This is a genomic window from Labrys sp. Lb11 (genome assembly GCF_057554225.1).
Map to the genome: position 1 here is coordinate 373,550 of NZ_BAAJOT010000007.1, position 22,777 is coordinate 396,326.

Sequence of the window (22,777 nt, forward strand, 5' to 3'; positions counted from 1 at the left end):
GAAACCCGCGGTTACGATCTTCCGCGACAGCCGGAGCCCGCCATGGCGCAGATCCACGACATCGAACCCAAGGAGGAGCGCTGGCGGGACCTGCGCCGCGCCAGCCTGCTGGACGCGGCCGGCCGCGTCTTCGCCCGGCTGGGCTACGACTCCGCCTCGGTCGAGGACATCGCCTTCGAAGCCGGCATCGGCAAGCCGACGATCTATCGCTATTTCGAGAGCAAGGAGGCGCTGTTCGCCGCCGCCCTGGCCCGGCCGCTCGACGATCTCGAGGCGCGCCTGGACGCGGTGCTGCTCGTCCCAGGCTCCCTGCGCGAGCGCCTCACCCGCCTGGTCGGCGAGATGGTGCCCACCTTCCGCGACCACGTCATCCCGATGAGCGATCTCGACCGCAGCCTGACCTGGAAGCAGCAGGTCTTCCGCCCGCATCGCGGCCGCATCGAACAACGCATCGCCGAGCTGATCGCGGAAGGCCAGGCCCGGGGCGAGGCGCGCGGCGTCGACCCGGCCGTGGCGGCGCGCTTCCTGGTCGGGCTGGTGCGCAGCGGCGCCGCCTCGACGCTGACCGACGAGGACGGCATCACCGCCGCCGTGGTCGAGTTCGCCTTCTCCGGCCTGGCTCCGGAGGCCGCGGCGTGACCCTGGCCGTCACTCCCGCCAGCCTGTTGCCGCAGGGGCGCCTGCTGCCGGTGATCATCGCCACGGGCCTGTTCATGGAGAACCTCGATGCGACGGTGCTCTCCACGGCGCTGCCGACCATCGCCCGCGACTTCGGCACCAGCCCGGTGCAGCTCAAGCTCGCCCTGACCAGCTACCTCCTGGCGCTCGCCATCTTCATCCCCGCCTCCGGCTGGATGGCCGACCGCTTCGGGGCACGCACCGTGTTCCGCGCCGCCATCGTCGTGTTCTGCGCCGGCTCGATCGGCTGCGGCCTGTCCAACGGCCTGGCCGAACTCGTCGCCGCCCGCGTGCTGCAGGGCATGGGCGGGGCGATGATGGTGCCGGTCGGCCGCCTGATCATCCTCAAGACCACGCCCAAGCACGACCTGGTCAACGCCATGGCCTGGCTGACCATCCCCGCCCTGCTCGGCCCCGTCACCGGGCCGCCGCTCGGCGGCTTCATCACCACCTATTTCAGCTGGCGCTGGATCTTCTGGATCAACATCCCGATCGCCCTGATCGGCATCGTGCTCGCCACCATCTTCGTGCCGAACGTGCGCGAGGACGAACGCCGGCCCTTCGATCTGATCGGCTTCATCCTGGTCGGCCCGGGCCTCGCCGCCCTGCTGACCGGGGCGACGCTGGCCGGCCTCGGCCTGGTCGAACCGGGCACGACGGGCCTGGTCGCCGCCGCCGGCGCGCTGCTGCTCGTGCTGTTCGTGCGCCATGCCCTGCGCTGCGAGGCGCCGATCATCGAGCTGAAGCTGCTGCGCTTCCCCACTTTCCGCTCGGCTGTCCTCGGCGGCTTCCTGTTTCGCGTCGGCGTCGGCGCCACGCCCTTCCTGCTGCCGCTGCTGTTCCAGCTCGGCTTCGGCTTCACGCCGTTCGAATCCGGCATGCTGACGCTGTCCACCGGCCTCGGCGCCATGGCGATGAAGACGCTCGCCTCCACGGTGCTGCGCCGCTTCGGCTTCCGCGGCGTGCTGGTGATCAACGCGCCGCTGTCGGCGGCCTTCATCGCCGCGCCGGCCCTGTTCCACGCCGGCATGCCCGTGGTTCTGATCGCCGCGACGCTGCTCGCCGGCGGCTTCCTGCGCTCGCTGCAGTTCACCAGCATCAACGTCTCGGCCGTCGCCGAGGTGCCCGACCATCTGATGGGCCGGGTGACCAGCTTCACCTCGGTGCTGCAGGAACTCTCCGGTTCCGTGGGCGTTTCGGTGGCGGCGCTGGGTCTGGAAGCCTCGCAGCACCTGACGGGCTCGCAGGCGTTGACGGCGCCGATGTTCCCGCCGGTCTTCCTGATGGTCGGCGGCATCGCCGCCCTCTCCACCCTGATGTTCCTGCGCATGCCGCGCAATGCGGGGAGCGACATGCTCGCCCCCGCCCCGACCCGACTTTGACGGTGACGACGCTATGAAACGCCTCGCTGCATGGCTCCTCGTGCTCGCTGCCGTCGCCGGCCTCGCCTGGTGGCAGCGCGCGACCGTGGTGCCCGCCATGGTCAGGCTGGTGCCCGCCTCCGCCAAGGTGCTGGCCGCCGTCCCCGGCCTGGCTGAGCTCGCCGCGCCCGCCGACGCCGGCAGGTCCGCCGACGCCGCCAAGCCCGACGCGGCGCCCAAGCCGGGCGGCCGCGGCGGCGCCGCGCCCGTGCCGGTGGTGCTGGCCAAGGCCGAGACCAAGGCCGTGCCGGTGACCATCGACGCGGTCGGCACCGTCCAGGCCGTCGCCTCGATCGCCCTGCGCCCCCGCCTCGACAGCCAGATCGCCACGGTCGACGTCGCCGAGGGCGCCCGGGTGAAGGCCGGCGACCCGCTGTTCACGCTCGACGACCGGGCCATCCGGGCCCAGCTCGCCCAGATCGAGGCCCAGATCGCCAAGGACCAGGCGCAGATCGAGCAGGCCCAGAACGACCTGCGCCGCGCCCAGGACCTGCTCAAGACCAACGCCGGCAGCGTCGTCACCCGCGACACCGCGGCGACCGCGCTCAAGACCGTCCAGGCCCAGCTCGCCATCGACGAAGCCGCGCGCGACGCCGCCAACACCCAGCTCAGCTACACCGTCATCACCGCGCCGGTCGCCGGCCGCATCGGCTCGATCCCGATGAAGCCCGGCGCCATCGTCCGCGCCGCCGACTCGGCTCCGCTCGCCACGCTCAACCAGATGGACCCGGTCCAGGTCGCCTTCGCCATCCCGCAGACGCGCCTGGCGGAGCTGCGCGAGGCGCTGGCCGAGGGCGATGTCCGCGTCGACGTCACCCAGGGCAAGACGACGGTCTCCGGCTCGGTCGCCTTCATCGAGAACACCATCGACGTCACCACCGGCACGGTCGGCGTCAAGGCCAAGGTGCCGAACGGCGACGACGTCCTCTGGCCGGGCGCCTATGTGCGGGTCGAGGTGGTGATCGCGCCCAAGGGCGACGTGCTGACGGTGCCGACCACGGCCTTGCAGCTCGGCCAGCAGGGCCCCTACGTCTTCGCCGTCCAGGACGGCAAGACCGCCCGGCTCCGGCCGGTGTCGATCACGCGCAGCTCGGGCCAGGACACCATCGTCACCTCGGGCCTGTCGCCGGGCGATGCCGTGGTGATCGACGGCCAGCTCCGGCTGGTCGACGGCGCCCCGATCGTCGCCAGGCAACCGGCCGCCGACACCGCCGCCAACCCCACCGCGCCGAAGAGCTGAGAGGCCGCCATGCTGTCCGAGCTCTGCATCCGCCGCCCCGTGATGACCATCCTCCTGATGGTCGCCTTCGTCGCCGCGGGATGGTTCGGCTTCCGCCAGCTGCCGGTGGCGGCGGTGCCGCGCGTCGACTTCCCCACCATCCAGGTCAGCGCCTCGCTGCCCGGGGCCAGCCCCGAGACCATGGCCTCCTCCGTGGCGGCAATCCTGGAGAAGCAGTTCTCCTCGATCGCCGACATCACCCAGATGACGTCGACCTCGACGCTCGGCTCGACCTCGATCGTCCTGCAGTTCGACCTCAACCGCAACATCGACGGCGCCGCCCTCGACGTGCAGTCGGCGATCTCGACGGCGCAGCGCCAGCTGCCGACCGACATGACCACGCCGCCGAGCTTCCGCAAGGTCAATCCGGCGGACCAGCCGATCCTGTTCATGGCGCTGACATCCCAGACCGCGCGCCTGTCGGATGTCGACCGCTACGCCCAGTCCAACATCCTGCCGCGGCTCTCGACCCTGCCCGGCGTGGCGCAGGTGTCGATCTACGGCAGCCAGCAATATGCGGTGCGGGTGGAGGCCGATCTCGACCAGTTGACGGCGCGCGGCCTGACCCTCGCCGACATGCAGACGGCCATCGCCGCCGCCAATTCCAACCAGCCCGTCGGCTCGATGACCAGCGGCAGCCGCACCGCCATCCTCGACGCCACCGGACCGATCCGCTACGCCGCCGGCTACATGCCGGTGGTGGTGTCCTGGCAGAACGGTGCGCCGGTGCGCATCTCCGACGTCGCCAACGCGATCGACAGCGTCCAGAACGACCAGACGGCCAGTTGGGTGAACGGCACGCGCGGCATCATGCTGGCCATCCAGCGCCAGCCCGACGCCAACACGGTGGCGGTCGTCGACGCGGTCAAGGCCTCCCTGCCCTCGATCCAGGCCAGCCTGCCGCCGGGCGTCTCGGTCAAGATCCTCAACGACCGCTCGTCCTCGATCCGCAGCGCCGTCGAGGATGTCGAGTTTACCCTCGGCCTGTCGATCCTCCTGGTCATCATCGTCATCTACTTCTTCCTGCGCAGCGCCCGCGCCACGCTGATCCCGGCCATCGCCCTGCCGATCTCGCTGATCGGCACCTTCGCCGGCATGTGGGTGCTCGGCCTGTCGATCGACAACATCTCGCTGCTCGCCCTGACGCTGTGCGTCGGCTTCGTGGTCGACGACGCCATCGTCATGCTGGAGAACATCGTGCGCCACGTCGAGAACGGCGAGACGCCGTTCCAGGCCGCGCTCAAGGGCTCGCGCGAGGTCGGCTTCACCATCCTGTCGATGACGCTGTCGCTGGTAGCGGTGTTCCTGCCGGTGATCTTCATGGGCGGCGTGGTCGGGCGGATGTTCTCCGAGTTCGGCTACGTCATCGCACTCGCCATCCTGATCTCCTGCGTCGTGTCGCTGACCCTGACGCCGATGATGTGCGCGCGCGTCGTCAAGGAGCATGACGAGACCCGCCGCCCGCCGCTGGTGCTGCGCCTGTTCGAGACCGGCTTCAACGCCCTGACCCGGTTCTACACCTGGACGCTGCGCGCCGCGGTCAACGCGCCGGCGATCATGCTCACCGTCACCCTCGCCACCTTCGTCGTCACGGTCTACCTGTTCAACGCCATCCCCAAGGGCTTCTTCCCGCAGGAGGACACCGGCCTCGTCACCGGCTCGACCCTCGGCCCCGACGACGTCTCGTTCGAGGCGATGGCGGTGCGCCAGCAGGCGGTGGCCGACCTCATCCGCCAGGATCCGGACGTGGTCTCGGTGCTCTCGACCGCCGGCGGCGCCGGCACCAACCAGGTCAATGCCGGCCGCCTGTTCATCCAGCTGCGCGACAAGCCCGAGCGCACCGCCACCGTCACCGAGGTGATCGGCCGGCTGCGCCGCGCCGCGGCCGGCGTGCCGGGCATCCAGGCCTATTTCCAGCCGGTGCAATCGATCAACATCGGCGGCGTGCAGTCGCGCAGCCAGTACCAGTTCGCCCTGCAGTCCTCGGACGTCGACGAGCTGCGCTCCTATGCCCAGAAGGTCGAGGCGCGCATGCGCACCGTGCCCGGCGTGCTCGACGTCAACTCGGACCTGCAGATCAAGGCGCGCAACGCCGTGGTCGAGATCGACCGCGACGCCGCCGCCCGGCTCGGCCTGACGGTGAGCCAGATCCGCGACACGCTCTACGCCGCCTACGGCACCCGCCAGGTCTCGACCATCTATGCGCCGGAAAACACCTACCAGGTGATCCTGGAGGCGGCCAAGGCGTTCGGCACCGACCAGGAGATGCTGCGCAAGATCAACATCCGCACGGCCAACAACACGCTGGTGCCGCTCGACAGCGTCGCCCGCGTCGTGCAGAAGCCGACCGCGGTGTCGCTGTCGCACATCGCCCAGCTGCCGTCGGTGACCATCTCCTTCAACCTGGCCCCGGGCGTGTCGCTGAGCCAGGCGGTGGAGCGCATCAACGCCGCGGCCGCCGAGCTCGGCCTGCCCGCCACCATCACCACCAGCTTCCAGGGCACGGCGCAGCAGTTCCAGGCTTCGACCGCCAACACGCCGCTGCTGCTGTTCGCCGCCGTGCTGGTCGTCTACATCCTGCTCGGCATCCTCTACGAGAGCTTCATCCACCCGCTGACCATCCTGTCCGGCCTGCCCTCGGCCGGCATCGGCGCGCTCCTGACGCTGGAGCTGTTCGGCATGGAGCTGTCTGTCATCGCCATGATCGGCCTGATCATGCTGATCGGCATCGTCAAGAAGAACGCCATCATGATGGTCGACTTCGCGGTGGAGCGGCGCACCGCCGGCGCCAGCGCCAAGGAGGCGATCGTCGAGGCGGCGACGCTGCGCTTCCGTCCGATCATGATGACGACGCTGGCCGCCATCCTCGGCGCCCTGCCGATCGCGCTGGGCGCCGGCGCCGGCGCCGAGTTGCGCCAGCCGCTGGGCATCGCCGTCGTCGGCGGCCTGATGATGTCGCAGCTCCTGACGCTCTACATCACGCCGGTGGTCTACATCGCCCTCGACCGCGTGTCCGACTGGTTCCGGCGCGACAAGGCGCCGCCGCATCGCACGCGCGACCTGCCCGAGCCGGAGATGCACGAGGCCAAGCCGCCGGAGCTCGCCGCCGCCGAATAGGCACATGGACGAAGGCGCACCATGTGCCTATAACGCCGGCTTGCACGGACAGGATCGGAACGTGACGCAGGACGGCAAGCTCGACATCGAGGAGATCTGCATCGCCAAGGGCATGCGGATGACGGAACAGCGGCGGGTGATCGCCCGCGTCGTCGCGGCGGCGGACGACCATCCCGACGTCGAGGAGCTCTACCGCCGCGCCTCGGCGATCGACTCCAACATCTCGATCTCGACCGTCTACCGCACCGTGAAGCTGTTCGAGGACGCCGGCATCATCGAGCGCCACGATTTCCGCGACGGCCGCTCGCGCTACGAGCCGGCGCCGGAGGAGCATCACGACCATCTGATCGACCTGCGCAGCGGCCGCGTCATCGAGTTCCGCTCCGAAGAGATCGAGGAGATGCAGCGCCTGATCGCCGAGAAGCTCGGCTACCGGCTGGTCGACCATCGGCTGGAGCTCTACGGGGTGCCGCTGACCGACGAGGGCGGCAAGCCCTAGCCCATGCCCCCGAAGGCGGCTCTGCGCATCCTGGCCGTGGCCCTGCTGGCCCTGCCGCTGCTGCCGCTGCAGATCGCCGCGGTGCGGTGGGGCTGGCCGCTGCGCCGCAGCCTGCCGGTGCTGTTCCACCGCCTCCTGCTGCGCATCATCGGCGTCAGGGTCAAGGTCCGCGGCGCGCCGGCGACGCGGCGGCCGCTGCTGATCGTCGCCAACCATGTCTCCTGGCTCGACATCCCCGTGCTGGGCTCGCTGCAGCCGCTCTCCTTCGTCGCCAAGAGCGAGGTCGGCGGCTGGCCGGTGATCGGGCTGTTCGCCCGGCTGCAGCGCAGCGTTTTCATCGAGCGCGAACGCCGCCACAAGACCGGCGAGGCCACGGCCGCCATCGGCGCCCGGCTGAACGCCGGCGACGCCATGGTGCTGTTCGGCGAGGGCACGACCGGCGACGGCGTGCGCATCCTGCCCTTCCGCTCGGCGCTGATCGGCGCGGCCCATGCGGCGATGCAGGCGGCCAGGGCGCCGGTTCTGGTACAGCCCCTCGCCATCCGATACGCCCGCCGCCACGGCCTGCCGCTCGGCCGCGCCGCCATGCCGGCCCTGGCCTGGATCGGCGACATGGACCTTGCGCCGCACCTGGTGGCCGTGCTCGCCGGCGGCCCGATCGACGTCGTCATTTCCTGGGGCGAGCCCGTTTCCTGCGACGAGGGCACCGACCGCAAGGCCCTGGCCCGCCGGCTGGAGGCCGACACGCGGCGGATGATGCGGGACTGATCCGGCGCCGGCGCGGCGCCGGGTCTTTCCGCCGCAGATTTCACAGGCGAGAATACCTTGCGCGGAGGTTTCCCACATTATAAATGGCAATCACGAAGGCGATGGCATTTCGCCTGTGAAAAGAGCCCAATGACACGCACGCTCTCTCCCCACCTCAAGCGGCTCGAAGCCGAGTCGATTGCCATCATCCGCGAAGTCGCGGCCGAGTTCTCCAACCCGGTGATGCTCTATTCCATCGGCAAGGATTCCGGCGTGATGCTGCATCTCGCCCTGAAGGCCTTCTATCCGGCCACGCTGCCCTTCCCGCTGCTCCATGTCGACACGACCTGGAAGTTCCGGGACATGATCGCCTTTCGCGACGAGATGGCCGAGCGCTTCGGGCTGAACCTGATCGTGCACGTCAACCAGGACGGCATCGAGCGCGGCATCAGCCCGATCGCCTCGGGCTCGGCCCTGCACACCCAGGTGATGAAGACGGAGGGCCTGCGCCAGGCGCTCGACAAATACCGGTTCGACGCCGCCTTCGGCGGGGCGCGGCGCGACGAGGAGAAGAGCCGCGCCAAGGAGCGCATCTTCTCCTTCCGCACCGCCAACCATGCCTGGGACCCGCGCAACCAGCGCCCGGAGCTCTGGTCCCTCTACAACACCCGCATCCGGCAGGGTGAATCGATCCGGGTGTTCCCGCTGTCGAACTGGACCGAGCTCGACATCTGGCAATACATCCTGGAGGAGAACATCCCGCTGGTGCCGCTCTATCTCGCCAAGGAGCGGCCGGTGGTGTTCCGGTCCGGCACCATGCTGATGGTCGACGACGAGCGCTTTCCGCTCGAGCCGGGCGAGCGGCCCGAGATGCGCATGGTCCGCTTCCGCACGCTCGGCTGCTACCCCCTGTCGGGCGCGATCGATTCGACCGCCGCCACCGTCGAGGACATCGTCCGCGAGATGCTCACCGCCCGCACCTCCGAGCGCCAGGGCCGGCTGATCGACAGCGACGAGGCCGCCTCGATGGAGAAGAAGAAGCGCGAGGGCTATTTCTGATGACCGCAACCAAAAACCCCTCTCCCGTGCGGGAGAGGGGCAGGGGTGAGGGGTTGCCCTTTTCAGCAAGCTGCCGAGACGATCGGCTCGGCGGTCGGCTCCCCGTCACGGCACCGTTCAGACCCTCACCCCTGCCCCTCTCCCGGCCGGGAGAGGGGTTTTCCGCGTTGGCTCCAGACCCGGCGACCGCCCCATGACCGTCCATCCCTCCCTCGCCGAGATGCTCAAGCCCCGCGAAAAGGGACTGCTGCGCTTCCTCACCTGCGGCTCGGTGGACGACGGCAAGTCGACCCTGATCGGCCGGCTGCTCTATGATTCCAAGCTGATCTTCGAGGATCAACTGGCGACGCTGGAGAAGGATTCCAGGCGCCACGGCACCACGGGCGAGGACATCGACTTCGCCCTCCTGGTCGACGGCCTGGAGGCCGAGCGCGAGCAGGGCATCACCATCGACGTCGCCTACCGCTTCTTCTCCACCGCCCGGCGCTCCTTCATCGTCGCCGACACGCCCGGCCACGAGCAGTACACCCGCAACATGGCGACCGGCGCTTCCACCGCCGACCTCGCCGTGCTGATGATCGACGCGCGCAAGGGCGTGCTGGTGCAGACCAAGCGCCACGCCACCATCTGCTCGCTGCTCGGCATCCGCCATATCGTCGTCGCCGTGAACAAGATCGACCTGGTCGGCCACGACCGGACGGTGTTCGAGCGCATCGTCGCCGACTTCACCACCTTCGCGGCGAGCCTGGGCTTCTCCTCGATCCAGCCGATCCCGATGTCGGCGCGCTACGGCGAGAACGTCTCGGCCCGCTCCGGCAACATGAGCTGGTATCAAGGCCCCAGTCTGATCGAGCACCTGGAGACCGTCGACATCGAGAGCGACGCGGTGAAGAAGCCGTTCCGCCTCGCGGTGCAATGGGTCAACCGGCCGAACCTCGACTTCCGCGGCTTTGCCGGCACGGTCGCCTCCGGCTCGATCCGCCCGGGCGACGCGGTCACCGTCGCCGCCTCCGGCAAATCCTCCACCGTGATGCGCATCGTCACTGCCGACGGCGACCTTGAGGAGGCCCGGGCCGGCGAGGCCGTCACCCTGACCCTCGCCGACGAGATCGACGCGGCGCGCGGCGACCTCTTCGTCCGTCCGGCCGAGCGGCCCGACGTCGCCGACCAGTTCGCGGCGCACCTGATCTGGATGTCGGAGGAGGCGCTGCTGCCAGGCCGCTCCTACATGATGCGCATCGGCACCAAGTTCGTGCCGGCCGCCGTCACCGGCATCACCCACAAGATCGACGTCAACACTCAGGAGAAGCTGGCGGCCAGGACCCTGGCGCTCAACGAGATCGGCGTGGTCAACGTCGCCGCCGGCGCGCCGGTCGCCTTCGACCCCTATCGCGACAACCGCGAGACCGGCGCCTTCATCCTGATCGACCGCACCACCAACCAGACCGCCGCGGCCGGGATGATCGATTCCGCCCTGCGCCGCGCCACCAACGTGCACCGCCAGGCGCAGGCCGTCGACAAGGCCGCCCGCGCCCGGCTCAAGCACCAGCAGCCGGTGGTGCTGTGGTTCACCGGCCTGTCCGGCTCGGGCAAGTCGACCATCGCCAACATCGTCGAGAAGCGCCTCGCCGACGGCGGCCACCACACCATGCTGCTCGACGGCGACAACATGCGCCACGGCCTCAACAAGGACCTCGGCTTCACCGACGCCGACCGGGTGGAGAACATCCGCCGCGTCGGCGAGGTGGCCAAGCTGTTCGTCGAGAGCGGCGCCATCGTGCTGTGCTCGTTCATCTCGCCCTTCGAGGCCGAACGCGCCCTGGTGCGCAGCCTGGTCGAGGGCCACGAGTTCATCGAGGTGTTCGTCGACACGCCCCTGGAGGACTGCATCGCCCGAGATCCCAAGGGCCTCTACGCCAGGGCGCTCGCCGGCCAGATCCGGAACTTCACCGGCGTCGACAGCCCCTATGAGCGCCCCGGCAACGCCGAGCTGGTCATCCGCACCCGGGAGACCGACTCCGCGGCCGCTGCCGAGCAGGTGATCAAGCTGCTCCGCGCCAGGGGGCACCTGGAGGGCGAGCTCGAAACGGGCCTGTAAAGGCCCGTCCGCGAACGGGTCTCGGCTGCTCCCGGGGTACGCCATCTCGGCCGCTGTGGGGCCGTTCGCGAACACGTGAATCAACGTGAGCGTCATGGCCGGACTTGATCCGGCCATCTCGACGAGATCGCATGCGATCTCGTAAGGGAACGTGACGATTGCAGGGCTGCCGCCACCCGATCCTCTGTCGTTGGTGTCCGCGTGGATGGCCGGATCAAGTCCGGCCATGACGGCTGAAAGGGCATCGCCTTTCCCCGGAGCGACGTGGTCCGGCGCTATCTTAGCGCCTATGGGGTCAAGCCCGGCCATGACGGTTGGGACGGAGCGCTCTACGAGTAACGAAGCACTTGTTCGCGAACGGCCCCTAAGGCGACCATCATGACGCGGGATCACTGACAGATGATACTTGCATTACCCACCAATCGCCTTACCATGACCGCAAGGTAATGTTGGCTTGCGGTTATAGACATGACATTGAAAGAGAATCTGTTCAGCTTCCGTGGGCGGATCACCCGCAAGGAGTACTGGGTGCGCACACTGGCGCTTTGCGCCATAGCTATGATGACAGTCCTCGTAACCAATATCTTGATAGCCAGGGTAGCCGGAGGGGGCGTGGCGGCCGTAGCCTTTCTCGTGTGCTTCCTCCCGATATACTGGATGATGCTGGCAGTGAGCGTCAAACGCTGCCACGATCGCGGCAAGTCTGGCTGGTGGATGCTGCTCTGGATGATCCTGAGCGTCGTCCCCTATGTCGGCCTCCTGGTCGGCCTGTGGTGGATCGCCGAGCTCGGCTTCCTCGACGGCACGCAGGGCCCGAACCGCTTCGGCCCCTCGCCCAAGGGGCTCGGCGCAGACCGGATCGCCGACGCCTTCGCCTGAGGACCCGCCGGTTCAGGCGAGCTTCCAGGCCAGCACGACCATCATGGCGGCGATCAGCCACAGCGCCGCGTTGCCCCAGCGCGCGCGGCGCGCTTCCGCCCGCCCGATCGCCTCGACGCTTTCGGGCGCCAGGGCGAAGCCGCGCTCGCTGGCCTCGTCGAGGCGTTCGGCCAGGGTCTCGGCCCGGGCGAGCAGCGCCGGCAGGCCGGAGACGGCCTTGGCCGCCTGCAGCGTGCCGGTGCCGAGGTCGCCGAGCTTGCCGAGCGGCCCGAGATTGCGCTCGATCCACTCGCGCACCACCGGCTCGGCCGTCGACCACATGTCGAGCTTGGGATCAAGGGTGCGGGCGACGCCCTCCACCACCACCATGGTCTTCTGCAGCAGGATCAGCTCCGGCCGGGTCCGCATCTCGAACAGCTCCGTGACCTCGAACAGCAGGGTCAGGAGCTTGGCCATCGAGATCTCGTCGGCCCGCTTCTGGTGGATCGGCTCGCCGATGGCGCGGATCGCCTGGGCGAAGTCGTCGACCGAATAGCTGCCCGGCACGTAGCCGGCCTCGAAATGCACCTCGGCGACGCGCCTGTAGTTGCGCGTGATGAAGCCGTGCAGGATCTCGGCCAGGAAGCGGCGCTCCTTCAGCCCGGCCCGGCCCATGATGCCGAAGTCCACGGCGACGAGCTGGCCCGCCGCGTCGACCATCAGGTTGCCCTGGTGCATGTCGGCGTGGAAGAAGCCGTCGCGGATGGCGTGGCGCAGGAAGGACTGGATGACGACGCGCCCGAGATCCTTGAGGTCGAAGCCGGCAGCCATGAGCCCGGCGACATCGGAGAGCGGCGTGCCGTCGATCCATTCCAGCGTCAGGACATTGCGGGCCGTGCGGTGCCAGTCCGGCGCCGGAATGCGGAAATCCGGATCGCGGGCGATGTTCTCGGCCATCTCCGACAGCGCCGCCGCCTCCAGCCGAAAATCCATCTCGAAGGCGATGGTGCGCGCCAGCGTGTCGACCACCTCGACCGGCCGCAGCCGGCGCGCGCGGGGGTCGAGCCGCTCGAGCGTCCGGGCGGCGAAGTAGAAGGTCGAGAGGTCGCGGTGGAAGCGCCGGGCGACGCCGGGCCGCAGCACCTTGACCGCGACGATGCGCGCGCCGGCGTCGTCGCGGATGGTCGCCTTGTGGACCTGGGCCACCGAGGCGGCGGCCACCGGCTCCGACAGGTCGGCGAAGAAGGCGTCGAGCGGCCCGTCCAGCGCCCTCTCGATCTCCGCCACCGCGAAGCTGCGCGGAAACGGCGCCATGCGGTCCTGCAGGGCCTCCAGGTCGCGGGCGACGGCATAGCCGACGACGTCGGGACGCGTCGCCAGGAACTGGCCGAGCTTCACCCAGGACGGCCCGAGCCGGGTCAGCGCCGCCGCCAGCCCCTTGCCGCCGGAGACGCCGCGCCGCTCGACCAGGCGGCCGAGACGGACGGCCAGTTGCGCCGGGGCGGGCAGCTCCGCCACATCGGCCAGGCCGAGCGCGCCTTCGCGGGCCAGCATCCAGCCGGCGCGCGCGAGACGGAGAAGATCAAACAGGGATGCCAAGGCGCCTCGGGCGGACTGAGAATGAAAGCTGGCGGTCGATAGCACGGAGGACGCGCAGGGCAAACCGTGCGGCGCGCGGGACTGCCTCCGGCCGCCCGGCCGCCGCCCCGATGCGGCCGCAGAAAGCCGTTGCGGACCGGCGGCCCCGCATGCTCTATTCGTGCCCCGAACCGGGCATGATCGGTGCCCGTCGTTCCTGACATCGGCCAGAGGGCCAATGGGCAACAGCGCCCCGCGATGCACCGTCTCCGGACGGCGCGGCATCGTGGGGTTTTTCGTATTGGAACCCTATGAACGCCGCGCGCCTCGGCATCCTCTATTCGACCCAGGGCCCCTACGGCGCCATCGGGCGCGACTGTCGGGACGGCGCCCTGTTCGCCGTCGAGCAGCTGGCCGAGGCGGGGCTGGCGGTCGAGCCGGTGTTTGCCGACCCGCAAGGCGAGCCCGGCCGCTACATCGAGCTGGCCCGCTCGCTGCTGCGCGAAGGCAGGTGCCGGCATGTCATCGGCACCATCACCTCGGCGGCGCGCAAGGACGTGCTGCCGCTGGTCGAGAAGCACGACGCCCTGCTCTGGTACATGTGTCCCTACGAGGGCTTCGAGGCCAACCAGAACGTCATCTACACCGGCGCCTGCCCCAACCAGCACCTGCTGCCGCTGTTCGAGCATCTGATCCCGCGCCATGGCGGCCGCGCCTATCTCATCGGCGCCAACTATGTCTGGGGCTGGGAGATGAACCGCCTGGCGCGCGAGCTGCTGGATGCCGCCGGCGGCGAGGTCCTCGGCGAGCGCTACCTGCCCCTGGAGGAGACCGACGTGGCCCGCCTCGTCGCCGACGTGGAACGCCGGCGGCCTGACTTCATCCTCAACAACCTGATCGGCCCGGCGAGCTACGCCTTCCTCGCCGCCATGCGCGGGCTCGCCGGCCGGGATCCCGCCTTCCGCCCCGAGCTCTGTCCGATCGTCAGCTGCGACCTCACCGAATGCGAGCTCGGCGAGATCGGCGCCGGCATCGCCACCGGCCACCTGGCGACGGCCTGCTATTTCGACAGCCTCGACACGTCCGAGAACAAGACCTTCAAGGCCTCGGTCGCCCGCCGCTGGGGCACGCAGCGCCGCATTTCCAGCTTCTTCGCCGGCGCCTATACCGCCATCCGGCTCTGCGCGCTGGCGATCGAGCAAGCCGGCGCCGATGAGCCGGCCGAGGTCCGCGCCGCCGTGACCCGCTCGCCCCACCGCACGGTGATGGGGCCCATGCAGATCGACCCGCGCACCAACCATGCGGCCCTGCCGTTCCATCTCGGCCGGATCAACGAGGCGGGCGGCTTCGACATCGTCGCCTCCCGCCCGGCCCTGCCGGCCGACCCCTATCTCACCGGCAGCCGCCCCGCGCGCCCGGCGCCGCATCTGCGGGTGGTGTCATGAGCATCACCCCGAGCTTCGCCGGCTGGCGCGCCGCGGTCCTGCATCGCCCGGACGAGGGCGTCGAGCGGCTCGTGCGCCAGCTCGCCGTGCTCGGCATCGAGGCGGAGGTGCGCTGGGCCCCGCTCGACGCGCTGGCCCTGATCGATCTGGTCCTGGTCGACGCCGACCAGGGTTGGAACGGGCTGCTGCCCTGGCGCCGGGGCGACGCGCCGGTGCCTGTCCTCGCCCTGCTGGGCTCCGAGGCGCCCGGCCGCATCGCCTGGGCCATCGACCAGGGCGCCGGCGCCATCGTCGCCAAGCCGATCGTCGCCGCGGCGGTCTATCCGGCGCTGGTGATGGCGGCCGGCATCCACGCCGAGCGCCAGGCGGCGCGCGAGCGCGTCGCCGGCCTGGAGGAGCGCCTCAAGCTTCGCCCCCTGGTGCACGGGGCGGTGCGGGCGATCATGGCAGCCCGGGGCTTGAGCGAGGACGACGCCTATCGCAGCCTGCGCCGGGACGCCATGCGCCGGCGCATCGCGGTCGAGCAGGTCGCCGCCGGCATCGTCACCGGCCAGATGCCCCTGCCGGAGGCCGGCTGATGGCCTTTCTCCTCGGCCTCGCCCGCCGGCCGTCCCTGGCGTTCGGCCTCGCCGTCGTCGGGCTCGTCGTGCTGGCGGCGGTGTTCGCCCCCCTCCTCGCCCCCTATGCGCCGGATGCGCAGATGTTCGACGGCCTGTCGCTGGAGGGCGCGCCGCTGCCGCCTTCGGCCCAGTTCCCGCTCGGCACCGACACGCTCGGCCGCGACCTGCTCTCGCGCCTGCTCTACGGCGCCCGCACCTCGCTGGTCATCGGCCTGGCCGCCAACGGCACGGCGGTGCTGATCGGCCTCGCCGTCGGCATCCTCGCCGGCTATCTCTCCGGCCTCCCCGGCAGCCTGCTGATGCGCTTCACCGACCTGATGATGGCGTTCCCGGCGCTGCTGCTGGCCATCGTGCTGGCGGCGCTGCTCAAGCCGAGCCTGTGGATCGTGGCGCTGGTCATCGCCCTGGTGAACTGGGTGCAGGTGGCGCGCATCGTCTACACCGAGACCCGCGGCCTGGCGGAGCGCGACTTCATCCTGGCCGAGCGCGCCCTCGGGGCCGGCCATGGCCGCATCCTTCTGCGCCACATCGCGCCGCACCTGGTGCCGACCGCGATCGTCTGGGGCACGCTCGGCATCGCCACGACGGTGCTGCTGGAAGCGACGCTGTCGTTCCTGGGCATCGGCGTGCAGCCGCCGCAGCCCTCCTGGGGCAACATCATCTTCGAGAACCAGAGCTACTTCCAGTCGGCGCCCTGGCTGGTGTTCGTGCCCGGCGCGGTGATCCTCCTGACGGCGCTGTCCTTCAACCTGGTCGGGGACGCGCTGCGCGACCTGCTCGACCCGACGCAGCGCGGGAGGGGCTGATGCTCGCCGTGCTGGCCCGCCGCATCGTCCAGTCGGCCCTGATCCTGCTCGGGGTGGCGGCGATCACCTTCCTGCTGCTCTATGCGCTGCCGGCCGACCCAGCCGTGATGATCGCCGGGCGCAGCGCCACGCCGCAGACCGTCGCCAATGTCCGCCACCAGCTCGGGCTCGACCAGCCGCTCCCGGCGCAGTTCTGGCGCTATCTCGCCGGCCTCGCCGAGGGTGATCTCGGCCGCTCCTACACCCAGCGCACGGAGGTCGCGACGCTGATCGCGGCGCGGCTGCCCGCGACGCTGTTGCTGATGGCGGCGGGCATCGCGGTGGAGGTGAGCCTCGGCCTCACCTTCGGGGTGATTGCCGCGGTCCGGCGCAACGGCTTCGTCGACCGGGCGGTGATGATGCTGTCCTTCGTCGGCGTCTCGGCGCCGCAATTCGTGGTGGCGCTGCTGCTGCTCTACGTCTTCGCCGCCACGCTCGGCTGGTTCCCGATGAGCGGCTTCGGCACGGCCGCCCACGTGGTGCTGCCGGCCCTGACCCTCGGCGTGCTCGGCGCCGGCTGGTATGCGCGCATGGTGCGCTCGGCGATGATCGAGGTCCTGGCGCAGGACTATGTCCGCACCGCCAGGGCCAAGGGCCTGTCGGCGCCGCGCGTGGTGCTGCGCCACGCCCTGCCCAACGCGCTGCTGCCCGTGATCGCCATGATCGGCATCGACATCGGCCAGTTCATGAGCGGCGTGGTGGTGGTCGAGGCCGTCTATGGCTGGCCCGGCATCGGCCAGCTCGCCTGGCAGGCGATCCAGCAGGTCGACATCCCCATCATCATGGGCGTGACGCTGGTCTCGGCGCTCGCCATCGTCATCGGCAATCTCGTCGCCGATCTCGTCGCCCCCCTCGTCGATCCGCGCATCCGAACGCGGTGAATCTCCATCCTGAGGAGCAACCGGACATGTTGAACACCTGGAAGCGATTGCTGGTTTCCACCGCCCTCGCCGCAGCGATCGCCGGCGCGGCCCCCGCCCTGGCCGACGAGACGCCGGCGCCGGGCGCCGCCATCATCGTCACCTACAAGGACGACATCGCCACCCTCGACCCGGCGATCGGCTACGACTGGCAGAACTGGTCGATGATCAATGCGCTGTTCTCGCGCCTGGTCGACTACAAGCCCGGCACCGCCGAGCTCGCCCCTGCCCTCGCCCAGTCCTACGAGGTCTCGGCCGACGGCAAGACCTATACCTTCAAGCTCCTTGCCGGCGTGAAGTTCACCAACGGCCGCGAGGTCACGGCGGCCGATGTCAAATATTCGATCGAGCGCGCGGTCAACCCCAAGACCCAGGGGCCGGGCGCCGGCTTCTTCGCCGCCATCGTCGGTGCCGACAAGATGCTGGGCGGCACCTCGCAGACCATGGACGGCATCACCGTGGTCGACGACCATACCGTGCGCTTCGAGCTGTCGCAGCCGGACGCGACCTTCCTCAACGTGCTGGCGCTCAACTTCGCCTCGATCGTGCCCAGGGAGGTGACCGAGGCCGAAGGCGCCGATTTCGGCAAGAAGCCGGTCGGCTCCGGCGCCTTCGTGCTGAAGGAATGGGTGATCGGCCAGCGGCTCGTCTTCGCCCGCAATCCCGAGTACTTCGTCAGGGACCGGCCGAAGATCGACCAGTTCACCGTCGAGGTCGGCCAGGAGCCCCTGGTGGCGCTGCTGCGCCTGCAGAAGGGCGAGGCCGACATCGCCGGTGACGGCATCCCGCCGGCCAAGTTCCTGGAAATGAAGAACTCGCCCGATTTCGCCGGCATGGTCGTCGACCGGCCGCAGATGCAGACCGGCTACGTCACGCTCAACACCCAGGTGAAGCCGCTCGACAATCCCAAGGTCCGCCAGGCCCTGAACATGGCGGTCAACAAGGAGCGGATCGTGCGCATCGTCAACGGCCGTGCCACGCCCGCCACCCAGATCCTGCCGCCGCTGATGGCCGGCTACGACAAGGCCTATGCCGGCTATGCCTACGACCCGGCCAAGGCCAAGGCGCTGCTGGCGGAGGCCGGCGTGCCCGACGGCTTCGCCACCGAGCTCTACACCTCCAACACCGATCCGCAGCCGCGCATCGCCCAGGCGATCCAGCAGGATCTGGCGGCCGTGGGCGTCAAGGCCGAGATCAAGGCGCTGGCCAACCCCAACGTCATCGCCGCCGGCGGCACCCAGGGCCAGGCGCCGATGATCTGGTCCGGCGGCATGGCCTGGATCGCCGACTTCCCCGATCCGTCCAACTTCTACGGGCCGATCCTGTCCTGCGGCAGCGCCGTGCCCGGCGGCTGGAACTGGGCCTGGTACTGCAACAAGGAGATCGAGCCGCGCGCCGTCGCCGCCAACGCCATGCCGGTCCCGGCCAAGGCGGCAGAGCGCATCGACGCCTGGCGCCAGATCTTCACCGACATCCAGGCCAAGGACGCGCCCTGGATCCCGATCTTCAACGAGCGCCGCGTCGTCGCCCGCTCCAAGCGCATGGGCGGCCCGGACGAGATCTACATCGATCCGACCCGGGTCATCAATTACGAGGCGATCTACGTCAAGCAGTGAGAGCGGCTTGCCGTCGCGCGCTCTCCCGGCCGGGGGAGCGCGCGACGTGCCGATCCGCCCCGGTCCGCCCCTTGCATTCGCCCCCCATCACACCAGGAGCCGCCGCATGTGCGTGGCCTGTGACCACACCATCCATCGCGCCAAGCACCATTTCGGCTGGAGCCGTGACTTCGAGCCCGCCCTGGTCGCCAAGGCCGGCGCCACCATCCATTTCGAATGCGCCGACGCCTCGGCCGGCCAGCTCGGCGCCGGCTCGACGGTGGAGGATGTGCGCACGCTCGACTTCGGCCGGGTCAACCCGGTCACCGGCCCCGTCTATGTCGAGGGCGCCGAACCCGGCGACGCGCTCAAGGTGACCATCCGCAACTTCACCCCCTCGGGCATCGGCTGGACCGCCAACATCCCCGGATTCGGCCTGCTCGCCGACCAGTTCGCCGAGCCGGCGCTGCATGTCTGGCACTACGACCCCTCGGCGGCGGTGCCCGCGCTCTACGGCCCGGGCGGCAAGGTGCCGCTCAAGCCCTTCGCCGGCACGATCGGCGTGGCGCCGGCCGAGCCGGGTGTGCACTCCATCGTGCCGCCGCGGCAGGTCGGCGGCAACCTCGACATCCGCGACATCGCCGCCGGCGTCACGCTCTACCTGCCGGTCGAGGTGCCGGGGGCGCTGTTCTCGATCGGCGACACCCACGCCGCCCAGGGCGACGGCGAGATCTGCGGCACCGCGATCGAGAGCCGGATGGACGTCGAGGCGACGCTCGAGCTGGTCAAGGATGCGCGGCTGCAGAGCCCGCGCTTCACCACGCCCGGCCCGGTCGCCCGCCATCTCGACGCCGCCGGCTATGAGGTCACCACCGGCATCGGCCCGGATCTGATGACCGCCGCGCGCGAGGCGGTGATGCGCATGGTCGACCTGATCGCCGCCGAGCACGGCCTCGCACCGGTCGACGCCTACATGCTGTGCTCGGTCTGCGCCGATCTGCGCATCAGCGAGATCGTCGACATGCCGAACTGGACGGTGTCGTTCTACTTCCCGAGGATCGTGTTCGCGTGAGCGCGGCCGCTGCCGTGCCGATCCTCTCGGTCGAGGATCTCTCGATCGACGCCCGCACCCCGGCCGGGCTGCGCCGGGTGCTGGACGGGGTGAGCTTCGCGCTCGCCCCCGGCGAGACCCTGTGCCTGGCCGGCGAGTCCGGCTCGGGCAAGTCGGTCACCTCGCTGGCGATCATGCGGCTGCTGCCGCGGACGGCGCTCAGGATCACCGGCGGCAGCATCCGCCTCGCCGGGCGCGAGCTGACGACGCTCTCCGAGCGGGCGATGCAGCAGGTGCGCGGCGGCGAGGTCGCGATGATCTTCGAGGAGCCGATGACCTCGCTCAACCCGGTGATGACCGTCGGCGCCCAGCTCGTCGAGGCGATCCGGGCGCACCAGGGCATCGACGCGGGCACGGCCCGCCGGCGCGCCCGCGACATGCTCGACGCCGTGCACGTCTCCGAGCCGGCGCGGCGCCTGGCCCAGCACCCGCACGAGCTTTCCGGCGGCATGCGCCAGCGCGTCATGATCGCCATGGCGCTGTCCTGCCGGCCGAAGGTGCTGATCGCCGACGAGCCGACCACGGCGCTCGACGTCACCGTGCAGGCGCAGATCCTCAGGCTGATGCGCGAGCTCAAGGGCGAGTTCGGCACCTCGATCATCCTGATCACCCACGATATGGGCGTCGTGGCCGAGATGGCCGACCGCGTCGCCGTCCTGCAGGCGGGGCGCATCGTCGAGCAGGCCGGCGTCGACGACATCTTCCTGAGGCCGCGCCAGGCCTATACCCGCGACCTCCTGGCCGCGGTGCCGCGGCTCGGCGCCCGCGCCGGCCTCGCCGGGCCGCCGCGGGTGACGGCCCTGCCGGCGCGCGAGCCGCCGGCGCCGGCCGAGCCGGTGCTGGTGGTGAAGAACCTGCGCGTCGACTACGACAGGACCGGCGGCTGGCTCCGCCGGGCGGCGACCGCTCCCCCGGCGGTGGCGGACGTGTCGTTCGAGCTTCGCCGCGGGCAGACGCTGGGCCTGGTCGGCGAGAGCGGTTCGGGCAAGTCGACCACCGGCAAGGCGGCGCTCGGCCTCATCCCCTTCTCCGGCGAGGTCGTGCTCGACGGCACCGCCATCCGTGGCTTGTCGCCGCGGGCGATGCGGCCGATCCGCCGCTCCGCCCAGATGATCTTCCAGGATCCCTATGCCTCGCTCGACCCGCGCATGCCCGTGGGCGCCGCCATCGCCGAGCCGCTGGCGATCCACGGCATCGGCCGGCCGGCCGAGCATCGCGACCGGGTCGCCGAGTTGCTGCGCCGCGTCGGCCTGACGCCCGACCACGCCGCGCGCTATCCGCACGAATTCTCCGGCGGCCAGCGCCAGCGCATCTGCATCGCCCGGGCACTGGCCCTGGAGCCCAAGCTGATCGTCGCCGACGAGAGCGTCGCGGCGCTCGACGTCTCGGTGCGGGCCCGGGTGCTCGACCTGATGCTGGAGCTGCAGGAGACGCTGGATCTGGCCTACCTCTTCATCTCGCACGACATGGCGGTAATCGAGCGCATGAGCCACCACGTGGCGGTGATGCGGGCCGGGCGCATCGTCGAGGCGGGCACGCGCCGCGCCGTGTTCGAGCATCCGGCGGAGCCCTACACGCGCGACCTGATGGCCGCCGTGCCGATCCCCGATCCGAGCCTGCGACGCGCCGGCTGAGGCGAAGAATCCGGCCGCCGCCCCTTGCCTCGGCCGGCCCGGCATGACATGGCAGGGCCATGACCGACGTCGTCCGCTCCAGCCGAACCCTCTGGCGGCGCTCCTTCTGAGGAGCGGCCCCGTCGTCATGTCCTGACCTCGACCATGGCCGCCGCGTATCGGCAGGCCTGGTCTCATCCTTCTTCGTGCGATCCCTTCCGGCGCGGCGGCTCCAGCCCTGGAGAACGCCCGTGTCCCCTGAAAATTCCACCGAAACCGATCCGCGCCCGGTCATCCTCACCGGCGACCGCACCACCGGCCCGCTGCATCTGGGCCATTACGTCGGCTCCCTGAAGAACCGCGTCGCGCTGCAGCACAACCACCGGCAATACCTGCTGCTCGCCGACACGCAGGCCCTGACCGACAACGCCCGCGATCCCGGCAAGGCCGGCCGCAACGTGCTGGAGGTTGCCCTCGACTACCTGGCGGTCGGTATCGATCCGGAGCGGAGCACGCTCTGCGTCCAGTCCGGCCTGCCGGCCCTGGCCGAGCTGACGCTGCTCTACCTCAACTTCGTCACCGTCGCCCGGCTCGAGCGCAACCCGACCATCAAGGACGAGATCCTGGCGCGCGGCTTCGGCCGCGACATCCCCGCCGGCTTCCTGTGCTACCCCGTCTCCCAGGCCGCCGACATCACCGGCTTCCGTGCCGGCGTCGTGCCCGTGGGCGAAGACCAGGCGCCGCTGATCGAGCAGACCAACGAGATCGTCCGCCGCCTCAACCACCAGGCCGGCCGCGCCGTGCTGCCGGAAGCGCGGGCGCTGATCCCGGCGGTCGGCCGCTTGCCCGGCGTCGACGGCAAGGCCAAGATGAGCAAGTCGTCGGGCAATGCCATCCCGCTCTCGGCGAGCCCGGATGAGATCCGCGACGCCGTCCGCCGCATGTACACCGATCCCGGCCATGTTCGGGCTGCCGATCCCGGCCGGGTCGAGGGCAATGTCGTCTTCACCTATCTCGACGCCTTCGACGAGGACCACGCCGCCATCGCGGACCTCAAGGCACGCTACCGCCACGGCGGCCTCGGCGACATGGCGGTGAAGCGCCGGCTGGAAGAGGTGCTGCAGGCCTTGCTCGCGCCGATCCGCGAACGGCGCCGGCACTTCGCCGCCGACCCGGCTTCCGTCATCGCCATCCTGCGCCGCGGCACGCAGGCGGCGCGGGAACGGACCCAGGCGACGCTCGACGATGTGCGCGATGCGCTCGGGCTCAGGGTGCTGGCATGAAAGCCTGGCCG

18 protein-coding genes are annotated in these 22,777 nt (G+C 70.2%); 17 read left to right on the forward strand and 1 reads right to left on the reverse strand.

All coding sequences use genetic code 11. The features are described from left to right. Positions 1–42: 42 nt before the first annotated feature. From AC27L4_RS26710 to AC27L4_RS26750, 9 genes are all read left to right on the forward strand, one after another. Complete coding sequence (locus AC27L4_RS26710; RefSeq protein ID WP_487145609.1) at positions 43–639, forward strand: TetR/AcrR family transcriptional regulator; 597 nt, start codon at positions 43–45, stop codon at positions 637–639. After that, positions 636–2,060, forward strand: a complete 1,425-nt coding sequence (locus tag AC27L4_RS26715) for a DHA2 family efflux MFS transporter permease subunit (protein WP_487145611.1) — start codon at positions 636–638, stop codon at positions 2,058–2,060. The genes AC27L4_RS26710 and AC27L4_RS26715 overlap by 4 nt, the downstream gene beginning before the upstream one ends. A gap of 13 nt (positions 2,061–2,073) precedes the next feature. Beyond that, positions 2,074–3,339, forward strand: a complete 1,266-nt coding sequence (locus AC27L4_RS26720) for an efflux RND transporter periplasmic adaptor subunit (RefSeq protein ID WP_487145612.1) — start codon at positions 2,074–2,076, stop codon at positions 3,337–3,339. 9 nt (positions 3,340–3,348) lie between these two features. Further along, positions 3,349–6,495 carry an efflux RND transporter permease subunit gene (locus AC27L4_RS26725; protein WP_487145613.1) on the forward strand — a complete coding sequence of 1,049 codons (3,147 nt, stop codon included), beginning with the start codon at positions 3,349–3,351 and terminating at the stop codon, positions 6,493–6,495. 112 nt (positions 6,496–6,607) lie between these two features. Next, the gene (locus AC27L4_RS26730) at positions 6,608–6,994 is read left to right on the forward strand and encodes a Fur family transcriptional regulator (RefSeq protein ID WP_487145677.1); all 387 of its coding nucleotides are present in this window, start codon (positions 6,608–6,610) and stop codon (positions 6,992–6,994) included. 3 nt (positions 6,995–6,997) lie between these two features. Further along, complete coding sequence (olsA, locus tag AC27L4_RS26735; protein ID WP_487145614.1) at positions 6,998–7,762, forward strand: lyso-ornithine lipid O-acyltransferase; 765 nt, start codon at positions 6,998–7,000, stop codon at positions 7,760–7,762. 129 nt (positions 7,763–7,891) lie between these two features. Next, positions 7,892–8,800, forward strand: coding sequence for a sulfate adenylyltransferase subunit CysD (gene cysD / locus AC27L4_RS26740; RefSeq protein ID WP_487145615.1), 909 nt, complete (start codon positions 7,892–7,894; stop codon positions 8,798–8,800). Between the two features lie 193 nt (positions 8,801–8,993). Further along, positions 8,994–10,898: a sulfate adenylyltransferase subunit CysN gene (gene cysN, locus AC27L4_RS26745; protein ID WP_487145616.1), complete on the forward strand. Its 1,905-nt coding sequence runs from the start codon at positions 8,994–8,996 to the stop codon at positions 10,896–10,898. A gap of 468 nt (positions 10,899–11,366) precedes the next feature. Continuing rightward, positions 11,367–11,777 carry a DUF805 domain-containing protein gene (locus tag AC27L4_RS26750; protein ID WP_487145617.1) on the forward strand — a complete coding sequence of 137 codons (411 nt, stop codon included), beginning with the start codon at positions 11,367–11,369 and terminating at the stop codon, positions 11,775–11,777. A gap of 12 nt (positions 11,778–11,789) precedes the next feature. On the opposite strand, the gene ubiB is transcribed toward AC27L4_RS26750, so the two are convergent. Next, entirely contained in the window at positions 11,790–13,355 is a 1,566-nt protein-coding gene (gene ubiB / locus AC27L4_RS26755; protein ID WP_487145618.1) for a 2-polyprenylphenol 6-hydroxylase, read from the reverse strand. Between the two features lie 290 nt (positions 13,356–13,645). Here ubiB and AC27L4_RS26760 point away from each other — a divergent pair, with 290 nt between their 5' ends. From AC27L4_RS26760 to trpS, 8 genes are all read left to right on the forward strand, one after another. Continuing rightward, a complete protein-coding gene (locus AC27L4_RS26760; protein ID WP_487145619.1) occupies positions 13,646–14,779 on the forward strand; it encodes a transporter substrate-binding domain-containing protein in 1,134 nt (377 codons plus the stop codon). Beyond that, positions 14,776–15,357 (forward strand): ANTAR domain-containing response regulator, encoded by a 582-nt coding sequence (locus AC27L4_RS26765; RefSeq protein WP_487145620.1) that lies wholly within the window; start codon positions 14,776–14,778, stop codon positions 15,355–15,357. The genes AC27L4_RS26760 and AC27L4_RS26765 overlap by 4 nt, the downstream gene beginning before the upstream one ends. Beyond that, positions 15,357–16,205, forward strand: coding sequence for an ABC transporter permease (locus AC27L4_RS26770; protein ID WP_487145621.1), 849 nt, complete (start codon positions 15,357–15,359; stop codon positions 16,203–16,205). The genes AC27L4_RS26765 and AC27L4_RS26770 overlap by 1 nt, the downstream gene beginning before the upstream one ends. Further along, on the forward strand, positions 16,205–17,125 hold the full coding sequence (locus tag AC27L4_RS26775; RefSeq protein WP_487145622.1) for an ABC transporter permease: 921 nt from the start codon (positions 16,205–16,207) through the stop codon (positions 17,123–17,125). The genes AC27L4_RS26770 and AC27L4_RS26775 overlap by 1 nt, the downstream gene beginning before the upstream one ends. Positions 17,126–17,151: 26 nt before the next feature. After that, positions 17,152–18,780 (forward strand): ABC transporter substrate-binding protein, encoded by a 1,629-nt coding sequence (locus tag AC27L4_RS26780; protein ID WP_487145623.1) that lies wholly within the window; start codon positions 17,152–17,154, stop codon positions 18,778–18,780. A gap of 106 nt (positions 18,781–18,886) precedes the next feature. Next, positions 18,887–19,831, forward strand: a complete 945-nt coding sequence (locus AC27L4_RS26785) for an acetamidase/formamidase family protein (protein ID WP_487145624.1) — start codon at positions 18,887–18,889, stop codon at positions 19,829–19,831. Beyond that, positions 19,828–21,504, forward strand: a complete 1,677-nt coding sequence (locus tag AC27L4_RS26790) for an ABC transporter ATP-binding protein (RefSeq protein WP_487145625.1) — start codon at positions 19,828–19,830, stop codon at positions 21,502–21,504. Before AC27L4_RS26785 ends, AC27L4_RS26790 begins: the two co-directional genes overlap by 4 nt. 230 nt (positions 21,505–21,734) lie before the next feature. Then, the gene (gene trpS, locus AC27L4_RS26795; RefSeq protein WP_487145626.1) at positions 21,735–22,766 is read left to right on the forward strand and encodes a tryptophan--tRNA ligase; all 1,032 of its coding nucleotides are present in this window, start codon (positions 21,735–21,737) and stop codon (positions 22,764–22,766) included. Positions 22,767–22,777 lie beyond the last annotated feature (11 nt).

What these genes read in the sequence shown, in the direction of transcription:
- AC27L4_RS26765 (WP_487145620.1), top strand. Translation starts at nt 14,776, where the DNA reads ATGAGCATCACCCCGAGCTTCGCCGGCTGGCGCGCCGCGGTCCTGCAT.
- olsA (WP_487145614.1), top strand. Translation starts at nt 6,998, where the DNA reads ATGCCCCCGAAGGCGGCTCTGCGCATCCTGGCCGTGGCCCTGCTGGCC.
- cysN (WP_487145616.1), top strand. Translation starts at nt 8,994, where the DNA reads ATGACCGTCCATCCCTCCCTCGCCGAGATGCTCAAGCCCCGCGAAAAG.
- AC27L4_RS26730 (WP_487145677.1), top strand. Translation starts at nt 6,608, where the DNA reads ATGCGGATGACGGAACAGCGGCGGGTGATCGCCCGCGTCGTCGCGGCG.
- AC27L4_RS26775 (WP_487145622.1), top strand. Translation starts at nt 16,205, where the DNA reads ATGCTCGCCGTGCTGGCCCGCCGCATCGTCCAGTCGGCCCTGATCCTG.
- AC27L4_RS26720 (WP_487145612.1), top strand. Translation starts at nt 2,074, where the DNA reads ATGAAACGCCTCGCTGCATGGCTCCTCGTGCTCGCTGCCGTCGCCGGC.
- AC27L4_RS26710 (WP_487145609.1), top strand. Translation starts at nt 43, where the DNA reads ATGGCGCAGATCCACGACATCGAACCCAAGGAGGAGCGCTGGCGGGAC.
- cysD (WP_487145615.1), top strand. Translation starts at nt 7,892, where the DNA reads ATGACACGCACGCTCTCTCCCCACCTCAAGCGGCTCGAAGCCGAGTCG.
- AC27L4_RS26770 (WP_487145621.1), top strand. Translation starts at nt 15,357, where the DNA reads ATGGCCTTTCTCCTCGGCCTCGCCCGCCGGCCGTCCCTGGCGTTCGGC.
- AC27L4_RS26750 (WP_487145617.1), top strand. Translation starts at nt 11,367, where the DNA reads ATGACATTGAAAGAGAATCTGTTCAGCTTCCGTGGGCGGATCACCCGC.
- AC27L4_RS26725 (WP_487145613.1), top strand. Translation starts at nt 3,349, where the DNA reads ATGCTGTCCGAGCTCTGCATCCGCCGCCCCGTGATGACCATCCTCCTG.
- AC27L4_RS26780 (WP_487145623.1), top strand. Translation starts at nt 17,152, where the DNA reads ATGTTGAACACCTGGAAGCGATTGCTGGTTTCCACCGCCCTCGCCGCA.
- AC27L4_RS26785 (WP_487145624.1), top strand. Translation starts at nt 18,887, where the DNA reads ATGTGCGTGGCCTGTGACCACACCATCCATCGCGCCAAGCACCATTTC.
- AC27L4_RS26760 (WP_487145619.1), top strand. Translation starts at nt 13,646, where the DNA reads ATGAACGCCGCGCGCCTCGGCATCCTCTATTCGACCCAGGGCCCCTAC.